This is a genomic window from Delftia lacustris (genome assembly GCF_040267515.1).
Taxonomy (GTDB): domain Bacteria; phylum Pseudomonadota; class Gammaproteobacteria; order Burkholderiales; family Burkholderiaceae_C; genus Comamonas; species Comamonas tsuruhatensis.
Genome location: NZ_CP141274.1, coordinates 5,102,245 through 5,124,740, shown reverse-complemented (window position 1 = coordinate 5,124,740; position 22,496 = coordinate 5,102,245). Strand labels below are relative to the sequence as shown.

General features: G+C 67.5%; 20 protein-coding genes. 12 read left to right on the top strand and 8 right to left on the bottom strand.

What is annotated here, in order from left to right:
• Positions 1-20: 20 nt before the first annotated feature.
• From sdhD to U6958_RS24970, 3 genes are all read right to left on the bottom strand, one after another.
• Positions 21-386, bottom strand: coding sequence for a succinate dehydrogenase, hydrophobic membrane anchor protein (gene sdhD / locus U6958_RS24980; protein ID WP_012204346.1), 366 nt, complete (start codon positions 384-386; stop codon positions 21-23).
• 36 nt (positions 387-422) lie between these two features.
• On the bottom strand, positions 423-845 hold the full coding sequence (sdhC, locus tag U6958_RS24975) for a succinate dehydrogenase, cytochrome b556 subunit (protein WP_016450200.1): 423 nt from the start codon (positions 843-845) through the stop codon (positions 423-425).
• Between the two features lie 134 nt (positions 846-979).
• Positions 980-1,768, bottom strand: coding sequence for a GntR family transcriptional regulator (locus U6958_RS24970; protein ID WP_016450201.1), 789 nt, complete (start codon positions 1,766-1,768; stop codon positions 980-982).
• 218 nt (positions 1,769-1,986) lie between these two features.
• Between U6958_RS24970 and U6958_RS24965 the strand changes: the two genes are divergently transcribed.
• From U6958_RS24965 to acnB, 5 genes are all read left to right on the top strand, one after another.
• A complete protein-coding gene (locus U6958_RS24965; protein ID WP_012204349.1) occupies positions 1,987-2,973 on the top strand; it encodes a malate dehydrogenase in 987 nt (328 codons plus the stop codon).
• A 14-nt stretch (positions 2,974-2,987) separates the two neighbouring features.
• Complete coding sequence (gene tam, locus U6958_RS24960) at positions 2,988-3,794, top strand: trans-aconitate 2-methyltransferase (protein ID WP_013803434.1); 807 nt, start codon at positions 2,988-2,990, stop codon at positions 3,792-3,794.
• On the top strand, positions 3,791-4,810 hold the full coding sequence (locus U6958_RS24955) for a CoA ester lyase (protein WP_074923100.1): 1,020 nt from the start codon (positions 3,791-3,793) through the stop codon (positions 4,808-4,810). The genes tam and U6958_RS24955 overlap by 4 nt, the downstream gene beginning before the upstream one ends.
• A 31-nt stretch (positions 4,811-4,841) precedes the next feature.
• A complete protein-coding gene (locus U6958_RS24950) occupies positions 4,842-5,423 on the top strand; it encodes a hypothetical protein (RefSeq protein WP_016450203.1) in 582 nt (193 codons plus the stop codon).
• Positions 5,424-5,486: 63 nt separating this feature from the next.
• A complete protein-coding gene (gene acnB, locus U6958_RS24945) occupies positions 5,487-8,078 on the top strand; it encodes a bifunctional aconitate hydratase 2/2-methylisocitrate dehydratase (RefSeq protein ID WP_016450204.1) in 2,592 nt (863 codons plus the stop codon).
• Positions 8,079-8,154: 76 nt separating this feature from the next.
• On the opposite strand, the gene U6958_RS24940 is transcribed toward acnB, so the two are convergent.
• Positions 8,155-8,976: a helix-turn-helix domain-containing protein gene (locus U6958_RS24940; protein ID WP_074923101.1), complete on the bottom strand. Its 822-nt coding sequence runs from the start codon at positions 8,974-8,976 to the stop codon at positions 8,155-8,157.
• 131 nt (positions 8,977-9,107) lie between these two features.
• On the opposite strand from U6958_RS24940, the gene U6958_RS24935 reads away from it, so the two are divergent.
• Positions 9,108-9,530, top strand: a complete 423-nt coding sequence (locus tag U6958_RS24935) for a hypothetical protein (RefSeq protein ID WP_074923102.1) — start codon at positions 9,108-9,110, stop codon at positions 9,528-9,530.
• Between the two features lie 177 nt (positions 9,531-9,707).
• On the opposite strand, the gene U6958_RS24930 is transcribed toward U6958_RS24935, so the two are convergent.
• A complete protein-coding gene (locus U6958_RS24930; protein ID WP_034368143.1) occupies positions 9,708-9,980 on the bottom strand; it encodes a hypothetical protein in 273 nt (90 codons plus the stop codon).
• 456 nt (positions 9,981-10,436) lie between these two features.
• Between U6958_RS24930 and U6958_RS24925 the strand changes: the two genes are divergently transcribed.
• On the top strand, positions 10,437-10,856 hold the full coding sequence (locus U6958_RS24925) for a hypothetical protein (RefSeq protein WP_074923103.1): 420 nt from the start codon (positions 10,437-10,439) through the stop codon (positions 10,854-10,856).
• 176 nt (positions 10,857-11,032) lie between these two features.
• The gene (locus tag U6958_RS24920) at positions 11,033-13,918 is read left to right on the top strand and encodes an aconitate hydratase (RefSeq protein WP_074923104.1); all 2,886 of its coding nucleotides are present in this window, start codon (positions 11,033-11,035) and stop codon (positions 13,916-13,918) included.
• 142 nt (positions 13,919-14,060) lie between these two features.
• Here U6958_RS24920 and U6958_RS24915 read toward each other — a convergent pair whose 3' ends face one another.
• Positions 14,061-14,960, bottom strand: coding sequence for a LysR family transcriptional regulator (locus U6958_RS24915; RefSeq protein ID WP_074923105.1), 900 nt, complete (start codon positions 14,958-14,960; stop codon positions 14,061-14,063).
• Positions 14,961-15,096: 136 nt separating this feature from the next.
• On the opposite strand from U6958_RS24915, the gene U6958_RS24910 reads away from it, so the two are divergent.
• The 3 genes from U6958_RS24910 to U6958_RS24900 all read left to right on the top strand — a co-directional run bounded on the left by U6958_RS24910 (position 15,097) and on the right by U6958_RS24900 (position 19,015).
• Complete coding sequence (locus tag U6958_RS24910) at positions 15,097-16,800, top strand: acyl-CoA dehydrogenase family protein (RefSeq protein WP_074923106.1); 1,704 nt, start codon at positions 15,097-15,099, stop codon at positions 16,798-16,800.
• Between the two features lie 75 nt (positions 16,801-16,875).
• The gene (locus U6958_RS24905; RefSeq protein ID WP_012204364.1) at positions 16,876-17,880 is read left to right on the top strand and encodes a tripartite tricarboxylate transporter substrate binding protein; all 1,005 of its coding nucleotides are present in this window, start codon (positions 16,876-16,878) and stop codon (positions 17,878-17,880) included.
• Between the two features lie 13 nt (positions 17,881-17,893).
• A complete protein-coding gene (locus U6958_RS24900; protein ID WP_074923107.1) occupies positions 17,894-19,015 on the top strand; it encodes a CaiB/BaiF CoA-transferase family protein in 1,122 nt (373 codons plus the stop codon).
• A gap of 14 nt (positions 19,016-19,029) precedes the next feature.
• Here U6958_RS24900 and U6958_RS24895 read toward each other — a convergent pair whose 3' ends face one another.
• Positions 19,030-20,685 (bottom strand): GDYXXLXY domain-containing protein, encoded by a 1,656-nt coding sequence (locus U6958_RS24895; protein ID WP_074923108.1) that lies wholly within the window; start codon positions 20,683-20,685, stop codon positions 19,030-19,032.
• On the bottom strand, positions 20,682-21,653 hold the full coding sequence (locus U6958_RS24890) for a DUF2157 domain-containing protein (protein WP_016453918.1): 972 nt from the start codon (positions 21,651-21,653) through the stop codon (positions 20,682-20,684). Before U6958_RS24890 ends, U6958_RS24895 begins: the two co-directional genes overlap by 4 nt.
• Positions 21,654-21,845: 192 nt before the next feature.
• Here U6958_RS24890 and U6958_RS24885 point away from each other — a divergent pair, with 192 nt between their 5' ends.
• Entirely contained in the window at positions 21,846-22,421 is a 576-nt protein-coding gene (locus tag U6958_RS24885; RefSeq protein WP_074923109.1) for a hypothetical protein, read from the top strand.
• Positions 22,422-22,496: the final 75 nt, after the last annotated feature.

Genomic DNA, 22,496 nt, shown 5'->3' with positions numbered 1-22,496 from the left:
TCGTGGAGACCGCGTCTCTATCAGATACGCCACAGGATCTGGATGCCCCAGCCGGCGCAGCCGACCAGCCAGACCAGGGTGAAAACGTTCAGCACCAGGCGCAGGCCCACGGGCTTGACGTAGTCCATCCAGATGTCGCGCACGCCGACCCAGACGTGCCAGGCCAGCGAGACGATCACGGCGAAGGTCAGGAACTTCATCCACTGCGGGGCAAAGATGCCGGCCCACAGGTCATAGCCGACGGAGCCGGTGCTGAAGATCAGCTTGGCCAGCAGCACGATGGTGAACAGTGCCATCAGCACGCCGGTGACGCGCTGCACCATCCAGTCGCGGATGCCGTAGTGCGCACCGACCACGGTGCGCTTGGAGCCGTAATTCACGGACATGGTTCTTTTTCCTTATCGTGAGGGAGAGATCGTCTATCAGTACAGGCCGAACAGCTTGGCGCCCAGGATCAGGGTCAGGCCCACGCTCAGCACCAGCACCACCAGGGCGGAGGTCTTGCCGAACTGCTTGTTGACCGCATGGTGGTTCACGTCCATGAACAGGTGGCGCAGGCCGGCGCAGAAGTGGTGCAGGTAGGCCCAGATCAATGCCAGGCACACGAGCTTGAGGAACCATCCGAAGGGACCCGCGAAAACCGAGGTGAAGCCGTCGAAGGAGATCTCCGAGGTCAGCGACATGTCCATCATCCACAGGATGAAAGGCAGCAGGATGAACATCAGCAGGCCGCTGATGCGGTGCAGGATGGACACGATGCCGGCCGGCGGCAACCGGTAGGTGGGGAGGTCCTTGAAGAAGTTGATGTTGCGGAACTCTGGCCGCTTTTTGGCTTGCTCAGTCATGGCAGGGTACTTTCGTGGATGTAACTGCTTCGTAATCGCTCAGGGGCGGCGATGCAAAATTCTATTGCAATGCAATAAAAACAGCTTTGCTGGGAATTGCGTATTTTCGCCCGCTTCTCTGGGGAACGGATCGTTCAGCTCAACGCGTTGCGGTAGTGATGGGTGTCGGTGCGGTACAGGCCACGGCGTAACTCCATGGGAACATCGTTGTATGTGTAAGCGGTGCGCTCCACGCTCAGCAGGGGCGTGGTGCTGGGCACGTCCAGCAGCAGGGCCTGTTCGGCCTCGGGCAGGACGGCGCGGATCTTTTCGTCGGCGCGCACCATGCGCACACCGTAGTCCAGCTCGAACATGGCGTAGGTGGGGCCCTGGTAGGCGGACATCTGCTCGGCGGTCAGGCCCTTGAAGGCGTGGCCCGGCAGCCAGATGTCTTCCAAAATGGTCGGGATTGCGGAGAACGACAGCACGCGGCGCACGTGCATCACGGCATCGCCGCTGCGCAGCGCCAGGCCGCGCGCCACGTCGGCCGATGCGCGCAGGCGCCGGCAGTCGATGATGCGGCGCTCGGCACGGCCCTCGCCCTGCTGGTCGCCGGCGTCGGGCTGCAGCTTGAGGAAGCGGTACTGCACATGCTGGGCCGCGTGGGTGGCCACGAAGGTGCCCTTGCCCTGGCGGCGCATCACCAGGTTCTCCGCGGCCAACTCGTCGATGGCCTTGCGCACCGTGCCCTGGCTCACGCGAAAGCGCGCCGCCAGCTCCATCTCGCTGGGGATCAGCTCGCCGGGCCGCCATTCGCCTGCTTCAAGGCTTTGCAGTATCAGTCCCTTGATCTGCTGGTACAGCGGGCTGAAGGCCGGGGTCGATGCGCCCGCGCCGATGGTGGCAGCGGCGGTTTCAGAGGCGAGGGGAGGCAGGGCTGGCATGGGAAAGTTCGGGGTGGGGAGGCTCCCGGCAACGCAGATGAAAGACTTGGAAACAGACGTCGATCATATCTTATATAAGACATAAGACAAATTGACCGGGCTCCGAAATCGGGAGTACACTTTCGCGTTGTTTGCGGAGCACGGGCTGCTGGTTTCTGACGCTGGTGCGACCTGGCGCCGATAACACCTGATTTTTTCCCCATCCCTGGAGTTTCATCATGAGCAAGAAGCCCGTTCGTGTCGCCGTCACCGGTGCCGCCGGTCAAATTGGTTACGCCCTGCTGTTTCGCATCGCCTCCGGCGAAATGCTGGGTAAGGACCAGCCCGTCATTCTGCAACTGCTGGAGATTCCCGACGAGAAGGCCCAGAACGCGCTCAAGGGCGTGATCATGGAACTCGAAGACTGCGCCTTCCCCCTGCTGGCCGGCATCGAAGCCCACTCCGACCCCCTGCAAGCCTTCAAGGACACCGACTACGCCTTGCTGGTCGGCGCGCGTCCCCGCGGCCCCGGCATGGAACGTGCCGACCTGCTGGCTGCCAACGCACAGATCTTCACGGCCCAGGGCAAGGCGCTGAACGCCGTGGCCTCGCGCAACGTGAAGGTGCTGGTCGTCGGCAACCCTGCCAACACCAACGCCTACATCGCCATGAAGTCGGCTCCGGACCTGCCGGCCAAGAACTTCACCGCCATGCTGCGCCTGGACCACAACCGCGCTGCATCGCAGCTGGCTGCCAAGGCCGGTTTCAAGGTCGGCGACATCCGCAAGCTGACCGTCTGGGGCAACCACTCGCCCACGATGTACGCCGACTACCGCTTCGCCACCGTCAACGGTGAAAGCGTCAAGGCCAAGATCAACGACCAGGCCTGGAACAAGGACGTGTTCCTGCCCACCGTCGGCAAGCGTGGCGCCGCCATCATTGCAGCGCGCGGCCTGTCCTCGGCTGCCTCGGCTGCCAACGCCGCCATCGACCACATGCGCGACTGGGCCCTGGGCTCGGGCGGCGAATGGGTCACCATGGGCGTGCCCTCCAACGGCGAATACGGCATCCCCGCCGGCATCGTCTTCGGCTTCCCGGTCACCACCGAGAACGGCGAGTACAAGATCGTCGAAGGCCTGGAAATCGACGCCTTCTCGCAAGAGTGCATCGACAAGACCCTGGCCGAGCTGCAAGGCGAACAGGACGGCGTCAAGCACCTGCTGTAAGCCGCCGGCAAGCCATGCTCGACTGGAATCCCGCGCTTTACCTGCGTTTCGCCAATGAGCGTACGCGCCCCGCAGCCGAGCTGCTGGCGCGTGTGCCCTTGGCCCAGGCCCGCCATGTGGTGGACCTGGGATGCGGGCCGGGCAATTCCACCGAGCTGCTTGCACAGCGCTATGCCGGTGCCACGATCACCGGCATAGACAACTCCCAGGCGATGCTGGCCACCGCGCGCCAGCATCTGCCTGAGGCCCGCTTCGCGCTGGCCGACATTGCTTCCTGGACGCCCGCCCCCGGCGAGAGCGCTCCCGACCTGATTTATGCCAATGCCTCCCTCCAGTGGGTGGGGGAGCATGAAACGCTGATACCCCGCCTGTTCGCCCAACTGGCGCCAGGGGGCGTGCTGGCGATACAGATGCCCGACAACCGGCAGGAAGCCACGCACCGCGTGATGCGCGAGATCGCCAGCCTGCCCAAGTTTGCCGCCTACATCGGCGATGCCGCCAAGGTGCGGGCCGACATCCTGCCCATCCGCAGCTACTACGACCTGCTGGCCGGACCGCAGGAGCAGGCCGGCGTCGAGGCCGGCGCCGTCGATGTCTGGCACACCGTCTACCAGCATCCCATGGACTCGGCCGGCGCCATCGTCCAGTGGCTGCGCGGCACCGGCCTCAAGCCCTTCGTCGAAGGCCTGCCCGAAGCCCTGCAGGCCGACTTCCTCACCGAATACGAAAACCGCGTGGACGCCGCCTACGGCGTGCGCGCCGACGGCCGGCGCCTGCTGGCCTTCCCCCGCCTGTTCATCGTCGCCCAGCGCAAGCCATGACCGCCGCCACGTCCACACCCTCTCGCGCACACCCGGCCCAGGTGCTGCTCGATGCGCAGGGCGGTGCCCTGCACCTGCCCGTCTGCGACCACTACAGCGGCGTGGAAGTGCGCATGCGCAAGAGCCTGCAGCTGCAGGCCGAGATGATGGCCGAGTTCGGCACCTGCGTGTTCGACGTCACGCTGGACTGCGAGGACGGCGCCCCCGTGGGCCAGGAGGCCGCCCATGCGCGCCTGGTGGCCTCGCTGGTGCGTGATGCCACGCCCGGTGCCCGCGTGGCTGCGCGCGTGCATGCCGTGGACCACGCCAGCTTCGCGCAGGACCTGGACATCATCGTCGGCGAAGCCGGCGACCGCCTGTGCCACCTCATGCTGCCCAAGGTGGAAAGCGTGGACGACGTGCTGCTGGCCGAGCGGCATCTGGGCCGACTGGGCTGCCGCGAACTGCCGCTGCATGTGCTCATCGAGTCGCCCGCCGCCGTGCACCGTGCCTTCGACATCGCCGCACACCCGCGCGTGCAGAGCATTTCCTTCGGCCTGATGGACTTCGTCTCGGCCCATGGCGGCGCGATTCCCGCCTCGGCCATGGGCTCGGCCGGCCAGTTCGACCATCCGCTGGTCGTGCGTGCCAAGCTGGAGATCGCAGCTGCCTGCCACGCGCACGGCAAGGTGCCTTCGCACTGCGTGGTCACCGAGTTCAGGAATCCACAGGCGCTGCAGGCCGCTGCCACACAGGCGTCACGGCGGCTCGGCTATACCCGCATGTGGAGCATCCACCCGGACCAGATCCGTCCCATCCTCGCCGCCTTCGCGCCCCAGGCCGACGAAGTGGCGCAGGCCGCACAAATACTTACCGCCGCGGAGGCCGCCGACTGGGCGCCCGTCAGCGTGGATGGTGTATTACATGACCGGGCGAGCTACCGCTATTTCTGGCAGTTGCTCACACGTGCCCACCAGACCGGCCAGGCGCTGCCCCCGCAGGTGCAGCCCTGGTTTGCATCAGAATCACTTGCTTAGCCCACACCGGGAATTTGCAGGAGCCCAACGTATGAAGACAGCTATCGCCTCCATCCTGATCGCAGCCCCCTTGCTGGCCATGGGCCTGGGCGCCAGCGCCGCCGAACCTGCCAAGAAGGCTCCGGCCAAGGCCGCCGCCAAGCCTGCGGTCAAGAAGGCTCCCGCCAAGAAGGCCACCGCGGCCAAGGCCGCTGCCGGCGCTGCCGCAGTCGGCGGTGCGGCGGCCGTGGCAGCTGCTGCCCAGCAGCCGCTGTCCGCCGAAGACCTGGCCATCTCGGAGCGCGTGCACACCGGCCGCATTCCCTGCGAGCTGGGCGCCTTCGTCAATGTGACGGCCGACCAGTCCAACCCCGGCTACTTCAACATCGACGGCAAGGGCTTCAAGTACCACATGGCGCCCGTCAAGACCTCGACCGGCACCGTGCGCCTGGAAGACAAGCATGCCGGCGCCGTCTGGCTGCAGATCGCCAACAAGTCCATGCTCATGAACCAGAAGGTCGGCCAGCGCCTGGCCGACGAATGCATGAGCCCTGACCAGCTTCAGGTGGCCGAGGCCATCAAGAAGAACCCGCCTCCCAGCCTGCTGGAAGCACCCAAGCCCGCCGGCCAGTAATCCAGGCCCGGACCTGAGCGTCCCGCAAGCAGCCCCACTTTAGAAAACCATGGAGAGAGAATCATGTTGAAAGCCTACCGTGACCACGTGGCCGAACGCGCCGCGCTCGGTATCCCCCCGCTGCCGCTGGATGCCAAGCAGGTTGCCGAACTGATCGAGCTGATCAAGAACCCGCCCGCTGGCGAGGACGCCTTCCTGCTCGACCTGCTCACGCACCGCGTTCCTCCGGGCGTGGACGATGCCGCCAAGGTAAAGGCCAGCTTCCTGGCGGCCGTGGCCCACGGTGACATCCAGGTGGCTCTCATCTCCAAGGCCAAGGCCACCGAGCTGCTGGGCACCATGGTGGGCGGCTACAACGTGCACCCCCTGATCGAGCTGCTGGACGATGCCGAAGTCGCCGGCGTCGCTGCCGACGCGCTGAAGAAGACGCTGCTGATGTTCGACTTCTTCAACGACGTGGCCACCAAGGCCAAGGCCGGCAACGCCAAGGCCCAGGAAGTCATGCAGAGCTGGGCTGACGCCGAGTGGTTCACCTCGCGCCCCGAAGTGGACAAGAAGATCACCGTCACCGTCTTCAAGGTGCCCGGCGAGACCAACACCGACGACCTGTCGCCCGCACCCGATGCCTGGAGCCGTCCGGACATCCCGCTGCACTACCTGGCCATGCTCAAGAACACCCGTCCCGACGCGGCCTTCAAGCCCGAGGAAGACGGCAAGCGCGGCCCGATGCAGTTCATCGACGACCTCAAGAAGAAGGGCCACCTGGTCGCCTACGTGGGCGACGTGGTCGGCACCGGCTCCTCGCGCAAGTCGGCCACCAACTCCATCGTCTGGGCCACGGGCCAGGACATCCCCTTCGTGCCCAACAAGCGCTTCGGCGGCGTGACCCTGGGCGGCAAGATCGCCCCCATCTTCTTCAACACGCAGGAAGACTCCGGCTCGCTGCCCATCGAAGTGGACGTCTCCAAGCTGGAGATGGGCGACGTCATCGACGTGCTGCCCTATGACGGCAAGCTGGTCAAGAACGGCGAGACCGTCGCCGAGTTCCAGCTCAAGAGCGACGTGCTGTTCGACGAAGTGCGCGCCGGCGGCCGCATCAACCTGATCATCGGCCGTTCGCTGACCGCCAAGGCCCGCGAATTCCTGGGCCTGTCTGCCTCCACCGTGTTCCGCCTGCCCCAGGCGCCCGCTGCTTCGAACGCCGGCTTCACGCTGGCCCAGAAGATGGTCGGCCGCGCCGTCGGCCTGCCGGAAGGCCAGGGCGTGCGCCCCGGTACCTACTGCGAGCCGCGCATGACCACCGTGGGTTCGCAGGACACCACCGGCCCCATGACCCGCGACGAGCTCAAGGACCTGGCCTGCCTGGGCTTCTCGGCCGACATGGTCATGCAGTCCTTCTGCCACACGGCCGCCTACCCCAAGCCCGTGGACGTCAAGACCCACCGCGAGCTGCCCGCCTTCATCAGCAACCGCGGCGGCGTGGCCCTGCGTCCCGGTGACGGCGTGATCCACTCCTGGCTCAACCGCCTGCTGCTGCCCGACACCGTGGGCACGGGCGGCGACTCGCACACGCGCTTCCCCATCGGCATCTCCTTCCCTGCAGGTTCCGGCCTGGTGGCCTTCGGCGCCGCCACGGGCGTGATGCCCCTGGACATGCCCGAGTCCGTGCTCGTGCGCTTCAAGGGCGAAATGCAGCCCGGCGTCACCCTGCGTGACCTGGTGCATGCCATTCCCCTGTACGCCATCAAGGCAGGCGCGCTGACCGTGGCCAAGGCCGGCAAGAAGAACATCTTCTCGGGCCGCATCCTGGAAATCGAAGGCCTGCCCGACCTCAAGGTGGAACAGGCCTTCGAGCTGTCCGACGCCTCGGCCGAGCGCTCGGCTGCCGGCTGCACGATCAAGCTCAACCCCGAGCCGATCAAGGAGTACCTGACCTCGAACATCGTTCTGATGAAGAACATGATCGCCGACGGCTACGCCGACGCCAAGACGCTGCAGCGCCGCATCGAGAAGGTCGAAGCCTGGCTGGCCAAGCCCGACCTGCTCGAAGCCGACAAGGACGCCGAATACGCTGCCGTGTTCGAGATCGACCTGGCCGACATCAAGGAACCCATCGTCTGCTGCCCCAACGATCCCGATGACGCCAAGTTCCTGTCCGAAGTGGCCGGCACCAAGATCGATGAAGCCTTCATCGGTTCGTGCATGACCAACATCGGCCACTTCCGCGCAGCAGCCAAGCTGCTGGGCGGCCAGCGCGACATCCCCGTCAAGCTGTGGGTGGCTCCGCCCACCAAGATGGACCAGAACGAGCTGATCAAGGAAGGCCACTACGCTGCCTTCGGCACGGCCGGTGCCCGCACCGAAATGCCGGGCTGCTCGCTGTGCATGGGCAACCAGGCCCAGGTCCGCGAAGGCGCGACGGTGATCTCCACCTCGACCCGCAACTTCCCCAACCGCCTGGGCAAGAACACCAACGTGTTCCTGGGCTCGGCCGAGCTGGCCGCCATCGCATCGCGCCTGGGCAAGCTGCCCACCAAGGAGGAATACCTCAAGGAAATGGGCGTGATCGATGCCGACAAGTCCAGCGTCTACCGCTACATGAACTTCGACCAGATCGAAGAGTACGCGGATGTGGCCAAGGGCGTGAGCGCCTGAGTCCGGCCTGATCCGGCTCCATGAGCAAAGCCCGCTTCGGCGGGCTTTGCTGCTTTCTGGCTCTGTACTTTCCGGTTTACGCAGCCTGCCTCAACCGCCCCAGCACCTCCTGCGTCTGCGCATCCGCCGGAAAGAACGACTCCACGGCCAGCTCCTGCAGCGTCACATCCACCGGCGTGCCGAAGATGGTGATGGTGCTGATGAAGTTCAGCCGGCCATGGTCGGTGTCCAGCGCGAAGGGCACGGCGATGTGGCTGGCAGGTGCTGCGCCATGTGGTGAGTCCGCTTCATCTTCCTTGAACGGGTAGGCGGCAATCTCGTCGTGCAGCGCCTGCAACTGCGCATCCGACGTGGCGGCAATCTGCTGCTGCAGGCGGTGCAGCAGATGCGCGCGCCAATGGGCTGCATTGGCCAGGCGCGGGCCCAGGCCTTCGGGGTGCAGGCTCAGGCGCAGCACATTGACGGGCGGCTCCAGCAGCCAGGGCGCCACGCCGGCCAGCAGCAGCGGCACGATGGCGTTGGCGGCCACCAGGTTCCAGTGACGGTCCACGGCCAGGGCGGGATTGGGTTCGTGGCCCTTGAGCACCAGGTCCACGGCCTGGCGCGCGGCGGCCAGATCCGGGTGGTCCAGCGGCCGGGCCTGGTACATGGGCGCATAGCCTGCGGCCACCAGCAGCGCGTTGCGCTCGCGCAGCGGCACGCCCAGGCGCTCCACCAGGCGCAGCACCATCTCGCGGCTGGGCTGGGCGCGGCCGGTTTCCACATAGCTCAGGTGGCGCGTGGAGATCTCGGCCTCCAGTGCCAGGCCCTGCTGGCTCAGGCGGCGGTGCTGGCGCCAGTGGCGCAGATGGTCGCCGAAGGGCGAGCGCGCGGACGGTGGATGGGCGGTGGAGGTCATGGTCCGCATCGTAGCGGCGGGGCCGGCGTGGCGGCCATGACCTGCGAGGTTATCGACCCTGTGCAGCCTGCGGCGGACCATGCAGTCCATGGCATGCACGGTGTGTGCCTGTTGCTCTCAAGGAGTTCGCCATGTCGATGTTCGCTTCCCCCCGTTTCCTGCCCCGCGTGATGTGGGCCGATGCTGCTTCCTGCGCCGCCTCGGGCGCCTTGCAACTGGTGGCGGGGCAGCCGCTGTCGGATGTGACGGGGTTGCCTCTGGCGCTGCTGCAGTCCACAGGCTGGTTTTTGCTGGGCTATGCGCTGCTGGCTGCGTGGATGGCGGCGCGCTCGCCTGTGCCGCGGCGGTTGATCGGGCTGGTGGTTGTGGGGAATTTGGGGTGGGCTGCGGGCTGTGTTGCGCTGTTGGCGTTTGGTGGGTTGGGGTTGTCTGCCTGGGGGGTGGCGTGGGTGTTGGCTCAGGCGGTGGTGGTTGTGGTGTTGGCTGAGTTGCAGTGGACTGGGTTGCGGCGCACGCGCGATGTGGCTGGCGGTGCGCGTGTTGCCATGTCATGACTACAGCGGGCTTGTTTTGACCCTGCCGGGCCGTTGTTTTTCGAGGCCGGGTCTCGGCCCGGCAGCCGACGGCCCTTTCTTGATTCGCCAAGAAAGGTCAGATCAAAGAAGGCGGCCCGACGCAGGCGCTGGCATACGGGGGGGGCTGGTGCGGGCCTTTGCTGCGCTCGGCCGGGTTCAGGGGGCTGCGCTGCTTTTGACGTGGTGGGAGCAGCCCACGGCGACGACTTCGCCGCTGGTTTCGCTGGCCAGCATGTCGGCGCTGTTGCGGATGGTGCGCAGGGCGCTGGCGAGCACCTCCAGGCGGTTGCTGGTCTCGGGCGTTTCCAGCCACAGCAGGGCCATGCGGGAGAGTGCCGAGATCTCGGCACAGCCTTGCTGCACCAGGCGGTCCACCTCGGTCACGACCTGGGTGAAATGCTCGGCGCTTGGTGGGGGTCTGGGGGTCATGGCTCGGCTCTCCGTGCAAGGTTGAGAGAGGCCGTGGAAAGGCAAACGTTGCGCATGCTTCCGTGCTCCTAGTCGAGGCTTGAGACCACCGGGTTGCGTTTTCAAGCGCAGGCAGGTGGGCGGGATGTTGAAAACACGAGACTAGTCGTGCGGGCAGCCTTGCGGTGAGCCCCATCCCGCCCGAAATCGCACAGACGTGGGCAAGCGCCCACGAATACAGGATTCAGACGTGACAAAGCCTCGCTGACGGGGAGGCTGCACCGCTAGTCTTGGAAAAGGTGTTTTCAAGCACCGGCCCCGTGACAGGGGGCTGGAGCGGATTGTGGCATAGCGACTGGAGTTGCTCCAGCGGGGCTGGCATGACCTGGCAGGTCATGGACTCGGGGGGCGGTGGCGGCGGAGCATCGGCGGGGCCGGCTTGCGAGGTGCATGCCCGGCAATCCACAAGGAGTGCTGATGCCGACGTTTTCCCATGCCCGTTTCCTGCCCCGCACCCTGTGGGCCGACGCCATCTGCTGCGTTGCCGCGGGTGCGGTGCAACTGGCCTTTGCGCAGCCGCTGGCCGTTGTCACGGGGTTGCCGCAGGCGCTGCTGCTGGGCACGGGGTGCTTCTTGCTGGCCTGGGCCTGCGTGGCTGGCTGGGGCGCGTGCCGCATGCCGCGCAGCCGGGGGCTGGTGGCGCTTGCCGTGTTCGGCAACTTCGGCTGGGCCCTGGCCTGCGGGGTTGTGCTGTACAGCGGCGCGCTGGAGCCTGCGCCCGCAGGCTGGGCATGGGTGCTGGGCCAGGCGGCCATCGGCGTGGCGCTGGGCGATCTGCAGTGCGCGGGGTTGTGGCGCAGCAGGGCTTCGCTGGCCGGTTCGATGACAGCCCTGTGAAAGCCTGCCGCTTTTGCCGCGCGGACAGCGTTGTCCGCGTGTGACTATCGCCAATGGATCACAGCATCCGCGGGCACTTCTGGGCACAATGGAAATCAGAGTCTTGGTGCATGCCCAGCAGCCCGGAAAAGGCGGCGCGCATGTGCCTTCCCAGAGTTTCATCCAGGAGTCTCACGATGCGCCACGAATATGAAAACACCCTCAAGTCCTTTGCTGCGGCGGGGGGCAAGAAGGGCAAGTTCTTTTCCCTGCCTGAACTGGCAAGGCAATATCCACAGGTCCGGCGATTGCCCGTGTCGCTGCGCATCGTGCTGGAGTCCGTGCTGCGCAACTGCGATGGCAACAAGGTGACGCGCGAGCATGTGGAGCAGCTGGCGAACTGGAAGCCCCAGGCCGAGCGGGTGGACGAGATCCCCTTCGTGGTATCGCGCGTGGTGCTGCAGGATTTCACGGGCGTGCCGCTGCTGGCCGACCTGGCCGCCATGCGCAGCACGGCCGCCAGGCTGGGCAAGAAGCCCAAGTCCATCGAGCCGCTGGTGCCCGTGGACCTGGTGGTGGACCACTCCATCATGGTGGACTACTTCGGCACCAAGAAGGCGCTGGACCTGAACATGAAGCTGGAGTTCCAGCGCAACAAGGAGCGCTACCAGTTCATGAAGTGGGGCATGCAGGCCTTCGACACCTTCGGCGTGGTGCCGCCGGGCTTCGGCATCGTCCACCAGGTGAACCTGGAGTACTTGGCGCGCGGCGTGCACAAGACCAAGGACGGCGTGCACTACCCCGACACCCTGGTGGGCACGGACAGCCACACGACCATGATCAACGGCATCGGCGTGGTGGGCTGGGGCGTGGGCGGCATCGAGGCCGAGGCGGCCATGCTGGGCCAGCCCGTGTACTTCCTCACGCCCGATGTGGTGGGCTTCGAGCTGTCGGGCCAGCTGCGCGAGGGCGTGACGGCCACCGACCTGGTGCTGTCGGTGACCGAGATCCTGCGCCGCGAGAAGGTGGTGGGCAAGTTCGTGGAGTTCTTCGGCGAAGGCACGCGCACCCTGGCGCTGCCCGACCGCGCCACCATCGGCAACATGGCGCCCGAGTACGGCGCCACCATGGGCTTTTTCCCCGTCGATGAAAAGACCATCGACTACTTCAAGGGCACGGGCCGCAGCAAGGCCGAGATCGAGGCCTTCGAGGGCTATTTCCGCGCACAGGAACTGTTCGGCGTGCCGGCCGCCGGCGAGATCGACTACTCGCATGTGGTGCGCCTGGACCTGGGTACGGTGGCGCCCAGCCTGGCCGGACCCAAGCGCCCGCAGGACCGCATCGAGCTGGGCAATGTGTCGTCCAAGTTCGATGAGCTGTTCAGTGCCCCTGCGGCGCACAACGGGTTCAACCAGCCGATCGAACGGCTGGGCCGGAGCTTTCCCGTAGGCGGTGGCGGCGAGGGCGAGGTGGCGCCCGAGACGCCGGCCCATCCGCCCGGCGCGCAGCGCTCGATGGCCGAGATGGAGGCCAACAAGCCCAAGCTGGAGGCCGCCCACAGCGAGGCGCCGGTCGATGCCCCCACGCCGCCCAAGCGCCTGAGCATCGCCAACGGCGACGTGCTGATTGCCGCCATCACCAGCTGCACCAACACCTCCAACCCCAGCGTGATGCTGGCCGCCGGCCTGCTGGCCAAGAAGGCGGTGAAGGCCGGGCTCACGGTGCAGCCGCACATCAAGACCTCTCTGGCGCCGGGCTCGCGCGTGGTGACCGAGTATTTGACCGAAGCCGGCCTGCTGCCCTACCTGGAAAAGCTGGGCTTTGCGCTGGCCGGCTACGGCTGCACCACCTGCATCGGCAACGCGGGCGACCTCACGCCGGAGCTCAACGAGGCCATCACCAGCAACGACCTGGTCTGCGCGGCCGTGCTGTCGGGCAACCGCAACTTCGAGGCGCGCATCCACCCCAACATCAAGGCCAACTTCCTGGCCAGCCCGCCCCTGGTCGTGGCCTATGCCATTGCCGGCACGGTGCGCCGCGACCTGATGACCGAGCCCGTGGGCCAGGGCAAGAACGGCCGTGACATCTACCTGGGCGACATCTGGCCGACCAGCGAAGAGATCCACGCGCTGATGAAGTACGCCATGAACGGCAAGGCCTTCCGCGAGAACTACGAGAAGGTGCGCTCCGAGCCCGGCAAGCTCTGGGAAAAGATCCACGGCGTGACGGGCGCCACCTATACCTGGCCCGAGAGCACCTACATTGCCGAGCCGCCGTTCTTCGATGATTTCCGGCTCCAGCTGGACGCGCCTGCCGCCGGTGCTGCCGGCGCCGAGGGCTCCAACCCCTACGTGGTGCACGGCGCGCGCGTGATGGCGCTGTTCGGCGACTCCATCACCACCGACCACATCTCGCCGGCCGGCTCCATCAAGGAAAGCTCGCCCGCAGGCCAGTGGCTGCTGGCCCACGGCGTGCAAAAGGCCGACTTCAACAGCTACGGCTCGCGGCGCGGCAACCATGAGGTGATGATGCGCGGCACCTTTGCCAACGTGCGCATCAAGAACCTGATGATTCCCGCGCAGGCCGATGGCTCGCGCGAGGAGGGCGGCCTGACGCTGTACCGCGACGGCACGGGCCAGGTCACCAAGATGCCCATCTACGACGCGGCCATGAAGTACCAGTCCGAGGGCCGCGCCAGCGTGATCTTCGCGGGCGAGGAATACGGCACGGGATCGAGCCGCGACTGGGCCGCCAAGGGCACGCAGCTGCTGGGCATCAAGGCCGTGGTGGCGCGCAGCTTCGAGCGCATCCACCGTTCCAACCTGGTGGGCATGGGCGTGCTGCCGCTGCAGTTCCTGGGCACGGACAGCTGGCAGACCCTGGGCCTGACGGGCGAGGAGTTCGTGGAAGTGATTCCCGCCGCCGACCTGGCACCGCAAAGCGAGGCCCAGCTGGTGATCACGCGTGCCGATGGCAGCAAGCAGACCGTGGTGGTCAAGCTGCGCATCGACACGCCCATCGAGGTGGACTATTACAAGCACGGCGGCATCCTGCCGTACGTTCTCAGGCAGCTCCTGGAATGAAGTTGGAAACCCCCTGAGCCGCTATGCGGCTTCCCCCTGGAAGGGGGACGACATCCTGGCAGCGGGGCGGCCCTTGCTCGGTGTCCCTCGCTTCTGGGTCACGCCAGTTTTGGACAGAGTGAACTGAGCAAGGGTGTGGCGTTTAGGGCTGCTGTCCCAGCCTGCCCACGCTGTCGCGCAGATGGGCCAGCAGCGATTCGACCAGGGGCTGCACATGGCCCGGATGCCACATGGCCTGCATCTGCGACTGCGGGTGCCGGCCCTGGATGGGCACGAAGGCCAGCCCCGGGAAGCCCACGCGCTGCAGGCAGGCCGGCACCAGGGACACGCCCTGACGCAGCGAAACCAGGGACAGCACGGACAGCCAGTGCCTCACCTCATGGTGCAGGTCGGGCGTGAAGCCTTCGCTCTGGCAGATCTGCCATATCTGCTGGTGGTAGTCGGGCGAAACCTGGCGCGAGAACAGCACCATGCGTTCGCCCGCCAGTTGGCGCACCTGCAGCTTGCGCAGTCCGGCCAGCGCGTGGCTGTCCGGCAGGCAGGCCATGAACGGCTCGCTCACCAGGGTGTGTGATTGCAGGCCTGGTGCGGGGCGCGTGGCGTGCAGCAGGCCCAGGTCCAGCCGCTCCTGCTGCAGGGAGGCGATCTGCTCTGCGCTGTTGAGCTCCAGCATGTCGATGCGCACCAGCGGGTGCCGGGTGCGAAAGCTCTCCAGCGCCTCGGGCAGCCCGCGGTAGATGGCCGAACCCACAAAGCCCAGCCGGATGCGGCCCTGCACGCCGTCGGCGATGGCGCGCATGTCCTGGCGCACGCGCTGGGCCTGTTCCATGATGTCCTGGGCCTGCACGCGCAGGTGCTTGCCGGCGGCCGTGAGCCGCACCTCCTTGCTGGTGCGCTCGAACAGCTGGGCGCCCAACTCCTCCTCCAGCTGGCGGATGGCCACGCTCAGCGGCGGCTGGGAGATGGACAGGCGCTGGGCTGCGCGGCTGAAGTGCAGCTCCTCGGCCAGCACCAGAAAGTACCTCAGTTGTCTCAGCTCCATGGCGTTCTATCCGGTTTGACTATTGATCAATACGTTATCGATATTTGACTCGAATAGGACTGTTTCCAAGAATGGGGGCATCCCCAAGACCCGGAGCCCATGCGCCCGGGCCAGGTTCCCGCACAGGAGACAGACCATGAACCCCGAACCGCAGGCGCTGGCCGCCATGCAGTCTTCCCCCGCCCAGGCTTTCCAGGCCGTGCCCGACCGCCACGGCAGCAACCTGTACACCACCGATTCGCAGTTGCAGCCCCTGCTGGCGCTGTACCTGCCGCCCGAGGTGAACGCGCACCTGCAGCCCCATCTGGAGCGCATGGGCGCGCTGGCCGGCCGCGAGATCGATGAATGGGCGCTGACCGCCGACCGCAATCCGCCCGAGCTGGAGCACCGCGACCGCACGGGGCGCGATGCGCAGCGCATCGTCAAGCACCCGGCCTATGTGCAGATGGAGCGCGTGGCCTACGGCGAGTTCGGCCTGGCCGTCATGTCGCACCGCACGGGCGTGCTGGGCTGGGATGGCAAGCTGCCGCCGCTGGCCAAGTACGCACTGACCTATCTGTTCGTGCAGGCCGAGTTCGGCCTGTGCTGCCCGCTGTCCATGACGGACTCGCTGGCGCGCACGCTGCGCAAGTACGGCGAGCCGGCCCTGGTCGAAAAGTACTGGCCGCGCATGACGCAGCTGCGCTTCGAGGACCAGGCCCAGGGCGCCATGTTCATGACCGAGCAGGCGGCCGGCTCGGACATCTCCAACACCCAGACGCTGGCACGCCCGGCCGCCGACGGCAGCTGGCGCCTGTCCGGCGACAAGTGGTTCTGCTCCAACCCCGATGCCGACTTCGCCATGGTGCTGGCGCGCGTGGAAGGCGCGCCGGCGGGCATGAAGGGCATCTCGCTGTTCCTGCTGCCGCGCCGGCTGGACGATGGCTCGGCCAACCATTACCGCATCGTGCGGCTCAAGCACAAGCTGGGCACGCGCTCCATGGCCAGCGGCGAGATCGTGCTCGACGGCGCCGTCGCCTACCTGGTGGGCGAGCAGGGCCGGGGCTTCGTGCAGATGGCCGACATGGTGAACAACTCGCGCCTGTCCAACGGCGTGCGCTCGGCCGGGCTGATGCGCCGTGCCGTGGCCGAGGCCGAGTACGTGGCGCGCGAGCGCCGCGCCTTCGGCAAGGCCCTGCAGGACATGCCGCTGATGCAGCGCCAGCTCGACAAGCTGCGCATCTACTCCGAGCAGGCCCGCACCATGGTGCTGCAGACGGCCCAGGCGCTGCAGCGTTCGGACGCAGGCGAAGACGGCGCCTACGCGCTGCTGCGCATCCTCACGCCCATGATCAAGTTCCGCGCCTGCCGCGACGCGCGCAAGGTCACGGGCGATGCCATGGAAGTGCGCGGCGGATGCGGCTACATCGAGGAGTGGAGCGACCCGCGCCTGGTGCGCGACTCCCACCTGGGATCGATCTGGGAAGGCACCAGCAACATCGTGGCGCTGGACGTGATCCGCGCCATCAAGCGCGAAGGCTCGCTGCCCGTGCTGCGCGACCACGCGGCCCAGTTGCTGGCCCAGACCGAGGCGGCCACGGACTTCAAGGCCGCGCTGTCGGCCAGCATGGACAAGGCTGCGGCCCTGGCCCTGCGCGCGGCCGAGGAGGGCGGTGACCGCCTGGCGCGCGCCGCCGCCTCGGGCCTGTACCACTGCTTCACGGCCACGGCCATGGCCTGGGAGGCCTCTTGCACCGGCAGCGCCGAGCGCATGCGCTGGGCCCAGCTGGTGCTGCTGCACCGCGTGCTGCCGCGCGACCCGCTGGCGGCAGGCGACCTGCCCGAAGGCTGGACACGCTGAGCCCATCGAGCGCACCGAACCAGAACACACATCCCGTCCACAGGGATGACCGCACAAGTACCGGAGACAAACACCATGCCTTGCACTGACCAGAAGCCGTCCTTCCAGAAACGCCGATTCCTGTGGGCCTGTGCGCTCGCCGCCACCGCCGCTCTGCCGGCCGCCGCACTGGCCGAGCGCTTTCCCGAGCGGCCCATCAGCTTCGTCGTTCCCTTCCCGCCCGGCGGGCCCACGGACGCCATGGCCCGCACGCTGGCGATATCGCTGACCGAGACGCTGGGCCAGAGCGTGATCGTGGAGAACAAGGCCGGTGCGGGCGGCAACATCGGCGCCGACTTCGTGGCCCGCGCCAGGCCGGACGGCTACACCATCATGTTCGGCACCTCGGGGCCGTTGGCCATCAACAAGCACCTGTACCGCAAGATCAACTACGACCCGCAGACCAGCTTCGCGCCCATCATCCGCGTGGGCCACCTGCCCAACGTGCTGGTGGTCAATCCGGCCACCAAGGCCACCACCGTGCAGGAGCTGATCGCGCAGGACAAGGCCAAGCCGGGCAGCCTGGACTATGCGTCCTCGGGCAACGGCGCCTCCTCGCACCTGGCCGGCGTGCTGTTCAACAAGATGGCCGGCACCTCGCTGCAGCACATCCCCTACAAGGGCACGGGCCCGGCGCTCAACGACCTGCTGGCGGGGCAGGTGAACATGACCTTCACCGACATCCTCACCGCCATGCCCTACATCAAGGCCGGCAAGTTCAAGGCCATTGGCGTGGCCACGGAAAAGCGCTCCCAGGCCATGCCCGACATCCCCACCATCGCCGAGCAGGGCCTGCCCGGCTACGACGTGAGCGTGTTCTTCGGCGTGGTGGCACCGGCCGGCACCCCGGCCGACCGCATCGAGACGCTGAACGCGGCCTTCCGCAAGGCCCTGAGCAGCGAGCGCATCCGCAAGACCTTTGCCGACCAGGGGCTGGAGCCGGCATCGGATCTGTCGCCAGCGGGGCTGTCGACCTTCATCGCGCAGGAAGTGACCAAGTGGAAGGCCGTGGTCGATGCCTCCGGCGCGAAGCTCGACTGACGAGAGTATCCCCATGAACACAAATCAACGCGCGGGAGCGCTCCAGGGCATCCGTGTCCTCGACCTCTCCCGCATTCTTGGTGGCCCGCTGTGCGGCCAGATCCTGGGCGACCACGGCGCCGACGTGCTCAAGGTGGAGCCGCCGCAGGGTGACGATACGCGCGCCTGGGGGCCGCCGTTCCAGGACGGTGTGTCCTCCTACTACCGGGGCCTGAACCGCAACAAGCGGCTGCAGTTCCTGGACCTGTCGCAGTCTGAAGGGCAGCAGGCCGTGCTGGCGCTGATGGAGCAGGCCGACGTGGTGGTGGAGAACTTCAAGATTGGCACCATGGAGAAATGGGGCATTGGCTGGGAGCAGCTGCGCGAGCGCTTTCCTCGCCTCATCTGGTGCCGCGTCAGCGGCTTCGGTGCCGATGGCCCGCTGGGCGCCTGGCCCGGCTATGACGCGGCCATCCAGGCCATGACGGGGCTGATGAGCGTCAACGGCGAGGCCGGCGGCGATCCGCTGCGCGTGGGCCTGCCCGTGGTGGACATGGTCACGGGCATGAACGGCGTCATCGGCGTGCTGCTGGCGCTGCAGGAGCGCCAGCGCAGCGGCCTGGGCCAGCTGGTCGATGTCTCGCTGTACGACAGCGGCATCTCGCTGCTGCATCCGCATGCGGGCAACTGGTTCATGAGCGGCAGGACGCCGGGGCGCTCGGGCAACGCCCATCCCAACATCTATCCCTACGACAGCTTTGCCACGGGCACCACGCCGGTCTTCCTGGCCGTGGGCAACGACCGCCAGTTCCGCCTGCTGTGCGAGCACCTGGGATGCCCGCAACTGGTGGCCGACGAGCGCTTTGCCACGGCCGGCCAGCGTTCCCACCACCGCGATGCGCTCAAGCCGCTGCTGGAGCAGGCCCTGCAGTCCTGCGACGGCCCCGCGCTGGCCGATGCGCTGATGGCCATCGGCGTGCCCGCCGCACCCGTACTAGGCGTGGACGCGGCGCTCAACCACCCGCATACCCTGCACCGCGAGATGGTGGTGGAGATGGAGGGCGGCTACCGGGGCTTGGGCGCGCCCGTCAAGCTCAGCCGCACGCCGGCCAGCTACCGGCATGCGCCGCTGGCCGAGGGCGACCGCTTCGAGTGAGTTGCCTGGTGCGCTCAGGGCACGATGGGGCGCAGTTGTGCATCGGCCATGCCCACCAGCAGCGCACGCCCGTCGGGCTCCACGCGGAACTCGCCGTAGCGGGCCTGCTCCCAGCGCTGGCCATCGCCTTCGCGGAAGTACCAGGCATCGGTCACCAGCGTCCACCGGCCGCCGCGCGGGGTGAGTTCAAAGCGCTGCTCGCCGGGCGCCAGCGGCTCGCTGGCCGTGCCGGTGCGCAGCCACTGCACCACGCCCTGCTCATCGAGCTTGCCGATAGCGTAGAGGCGTCCGCTGCGCAGGTTCTCTTTCTCCACGTCCCTGTCTTCGGAAGGCAGGCGGAAGTTCAGGCGCATGTAGTCGCCCTGCATCAGGGAGCGCGGGTCCACCGGCGCCAATTCCACGAACACCTTGCGGCCCTGGGCGATGGTGCGCTCCTTCTGCGCAATGCCGATATTGGCCACCGCCAGCGTGCAGGCCGCCGTCAGCACCACCAGCCACGGCGCCCAGCGCTGCAGGGGCGCCGCGCCCGATGCGGCGGCGGTCTCCGCGCTGCCCGGCAGGACTGCGGCGCGCGGCCCTGCCCAGGCCAGCAGGCCCAGCAAGGCGCCGCAGCCGGCCAGCACCAGGGCCTTGGTGGCCAGTGGCCAGGCCAGCTGGTAGTAGAAGCTGCCCACGATCCAGGCCGCAGCCAGGGCGGCCGCTGCGGCCTGCCGCCAGCGGGCGCTGGTGCCGGTCACCGCCAGCGCCAGCAGGCAGGCGCCCAGCCAGGGCAGGAAGGCACTCAGCACGGCCAGCACCACGGCAGCCACGGCGGCGCGCGGCTGCCGCAGCGTGGGCCATGCGCGCTGGGCGAACCAGGCGGCTGCCAGGGCCAGCACGGCCGAGCCGGCCTGCGTCAGAACGCCCATGGAGATGTTCGGGGCGGCTTCCTGCGCCAGCTCGCCCGCCAGGCCGCCGCCCAGCACGCCGGCCACCATGAAGCTCCTGCCGGACAGAAAGGCCAGGCCAGCCAGCACCGCCAGCAGCCAGCCCGTGGCAAAGGGCTCCAGCGCCGCCGCCATGCGGGTCTGTGCCGCAGACTGCCCCAGCGCGCGCCACTGGGCTGCCAGCAGCAGCATCCAGAGCAGCAGCGCCGCATGCACGATGACCCAGGTCGGCAGGCCTGCGTACAGGGTGGATGGATCGTTGTCCGGCCAGAGCATGGTGCAAAACAGCAGCGCGCAGGCGGCGCCCAGCAGCACGCGCAGCCAGGGCCTTGGAATGGCGGCCGTGCAGGCCAGCGCAATGGCCAGGCCTATCGCGCCCGCAGCCTGCCCCGACAGGTCGCGCGCCAGGCCAAAGCCCAGCAGGCCGGCGCCGGTCAGCATGGCAGGCAGGGCCAGCTGCTCCAGGAAGACGGGCAGCTCCTCGGCGCGCAGCACGGCCACCGCTGCGGCCAGCATCATGGCGCCGATCACATAGGTGCCGGCGCCGCGCTCTATCCAGTCGGACAGGGCAAACGCAAACAGAATCAGCAAGGGAAGAAGGGCCAGCCAGGCGCCCAGCGCCGTGAGCAGCACCACCGCCCAATGGCGGTCGTTGGCGGCAGGGCGGCGGTCCTGCAAGGCGGCAGGCGGCAGGATGCCCTGGTCCACGGCCTGGCGCAGCAGGGTGTCGTGTTCGTGGCTCATTGAAGGCCTCCTTCCGCGTTGCGTGACATTCGAAGCACCAGGCTGACCGTGGCCGCCAGCAGGCACGCGGCGCCCAGGCCGACGAGCAGCAGCATGCCCGTGAAGTCCGCCCCCAGTTTTTCCAGCAGCAGATAGACCAGGCCGCACACCAGCAGCACGTTCAGGCCCAGCGCCGCACCGCTGAGCAGGAAGATGTCGAAATGCCTGCGCAGGCCCGCCAGCGCCGCCGCGCCTGCCAGCAGCACCAGCCCCAGCGGGTACTGCGGCGCCACCGTGCTGTGGAACAGCCCGCTGATGGCGGTGGAGGTGATCATCGCCAGCGCCAGTGCGCCCGCGCCGCGCAAGGCCCACAGCCCCGCGCCCGTGAAGCGCCGCAGGGCCGGTGCCATGACCGCGGTGACGGCAAGGGCGGCGCCCAGGGCCACGGCATGCACGCCCAGGTCGCGCGACTCCACCTCCCAGAACTGCGGCGTATGGGCCTGCGCCCACAGCGCGATGCCCGTCATGGCAACCACCACCCAGGGCACCCAGACGCCATCGCTGCGCGCCGCCAGGGCCAGCGGCAGGGTCAGCGCTGCCCACAGCGCAAACAGCTGCCAGGGGTCCGCTCCCGTCTGGTAGGTCTGCCCGAAAAAGGCGAACAGCGCACCCGTGCCCAGCAACGCCAGCACGGACAGCGGCACGCGCGCTGCCGCGCGCCATGCCGCGCCAAGACACATCACGAGCACGAAGCCCTGCAGCAGGGCAAAGCGCTGCATGCGGCCCATGCTCTCCCAATTGGCGGCAATCCACAGCACGATGCCCAGCCCGCCCAGCGCCGCGCCCAGCAAGGCCACCACGGGCCACAGGCGGGTTCTGAGGGCGGCCGGCTCCTGCTCGAATCCCGCCAGTGCAAACAGCTGCACGGCGGCCTTGCGGTCCAGGCCATGCTGGCGGACAAGCTCATGCAATAAGGGGCGCAGGTTCATGGTGTGGATGTTCCTTGGCTTGAAGATGCGGATGCCCGACTTTGCCAGAACCTGTCCGGGATGGATTGCAACGCGGCAGCCCGGTGCCGGTGCAACCTGCTATCTTCCTCCCACTCTCCGGAACACTGCCGCCATGCATCCTGCGCCTGCCCCTTTTTGCCGACCTCGCATGTACCCCGCCAAGCCGCTGGCATGCCCTTTGAACGCAACGGCGTTGCTGGCGCCATGAAGCGCGGCGCTGACCTCGAGGATTTCGACGACCCGGTCGAATGGACGCCGGTCACACGCCCTGCCGCCATCGCGCTGACGGCTTTCGGCGCCTGGATCATCTGGGGCCACTTCTTCAGCGAGGACCGCTGGCTGATGCTGCTGGACAACGCCAACCTCGCGCTGCACGAGGCCGGGCACCCGCTGGTGGCCCTGTTCTCGCAGCATCTCTCGGTCTACGGCGGCACGCTGTTCCAGTTGCTGTTCCCCGCCCTGTTCATGCGCCATTTCCGCAGGCAGGGCCAGCGCACGGGCTGGATCGCCTCGCTGATGTGGCTGGGCGAGAACCTGATGAACGTGGCCCGCTACATGAAGGACGCGCGCGCCCAGGTCCTGCCGCTGGTGGGCGGCGGCGACCATGACTGGACGGAGATCTTCAGCCGCTGGGGCGTGCTCCAGGCCGATGTGCGCATCGGCACGCTGACGTCGCTGCTGGGGCTGTGCCTGGTGGCGTGGGGGTTGCGGCTGGCGGTGCCGCGTCTTCGTGCTCCCCAGGCCTGAAGCTCCATCTGATACGGTCGAATTCACCGCATCTGCTGCTACCCGCGGAGCAGGGCGCTGGGCATAGTCCAGGCA

Coding starts and splice junctions, on each gene's coding strand:
- U6958_RS24935 (WP_074923102.1), top strand. CDS start 9,108: ATGTCGATGTTCGCTTCCCCCCGTTTCCTGCCCCGCGTGATGTGGGCC.
- U6958_RS24955 (WP_074923100.1), top strand. CDS start 3,791: ATGACCGCCGCCACGTCCACACCCTCTCGCGCACACCCGGCCCAGGTG.
- U6958_RS24890 (WP_016453918.1), bottom strand. CDS start 21,653: ATGAACCTGCGCCCCTTATTGCATGAGCTTGTCCGCCAGCATGGCCTG.
- U6958_RS24915 (WP_074923105.1), bottom strand. CDS start 14,960: ATGGAGCTGAGACAACTGAGGTACTTTCTGGTGCTGGCCGAGGAGCTG.
- U6958_RS24925 (WP_074923103.1), top strand. CDS start 10,437: ATGCCGACGTTTTCCCATGCCCGTTTCCTGCCCCGCACCCTGTGGGCC.
- U6958_RS24940 (WP_074923101.1), bottom strand. CDS start 8,976: ATGACCTCCACCGCCCATCCACCGTCCGCGCGCTCGCCCTTCGGCGAC.
- U6958_RS24970 (WP_016450201.1), bottom strand. CDS start 1,768: ATGCCAGCCCTGCCTCCCCTCGCCTCTGAAACCGCCGCTGCCACCATC.
- tam (WP_013803434.1), top strand. CDS start 2,988: ATGCTCGACTGGAATCCCGCGCTTTACCTGCGTTTCGCCAATGAGCGT.
- acnB (WP_016450204.1), top strand. CDS start 5,487: ATGTTGAAAGCCTACCGTGACCACGTGGCCGAACGCGCCGCGCTCGGT.
- U6958_RS24950 (WP_016450203.1), top strand. CDS start 4,842: ATGAAGACAGCTATCGCCTCCATCCTGATCGCAGCCCCCTTGCTGGCC.
- U6958_RS24895 (WP_074923108.1), bottom strand. CDS start 20,685: ATGAGCCACGAACACGACACCCTGCTGCGCCAGGCCGTGGACCAGGGC.
- U6958_RS24900 (WP_074923107.1), top strand. CDS start 17,894: ATGAACACAAATCAACGCGCGGGAGCGCTCCAGGGCATCCGTGTCCTC.
- U6958_RS24905 (WP_012204364.1), top strand. CDS start 16,876: ATGCCTTGCACTGACCAGAAGCCGTCCTTCCAGAAACGCCGATTCCTG.
- U6958_RS24885 (WP_074923109.1), top strand. CDS start 21,846: ATGCCCTTTGAACGCAACGGCGTTGCTGGCGCCATGAAGCGCGGCGCT.
- U6958_RS24965 (WP_012204349.1), top strand. CDS start 1,987: ATGAGCAAGAAGCCCGTTCGTGTCGCCGTCACCGGTGCCGCCGGTCAA.
- U6958_RS24920 (WP_074923104.1), top strand. CDS start 11,033: ATGCGCCACGAATATGAAAACACCCTCAAGTCCTTTGCTGCGGCGGGG.
- U6958_RS24930 (WP_034368143.1), bottom strand. CDS start 9,980: ATGACCCCCAGACCCCCACCAAGCGCCGAGCATTTCACCCAGGTCGTG.
- U6958_RS24910 (WP_074923106.1), top strand. CDS start 15,097: ATGAACCCCGAACCGCAGGCGCTGGCCGCCATGCAGTCTTCCCCCGCC.
- sdhC (WP_016450200.1), bottom strand. CDS start 845: ATGACTGAGCAAGCCAAAAAGCGGCCAGAGTTCCGCAACATCAACTTC.
- sdhD (WP_012204346.1), bottom strand. CDS start 386: ATGTCCGTGAATTACGGCTCCAAGCGCACCGTGGTCGGTGCGCACTAC.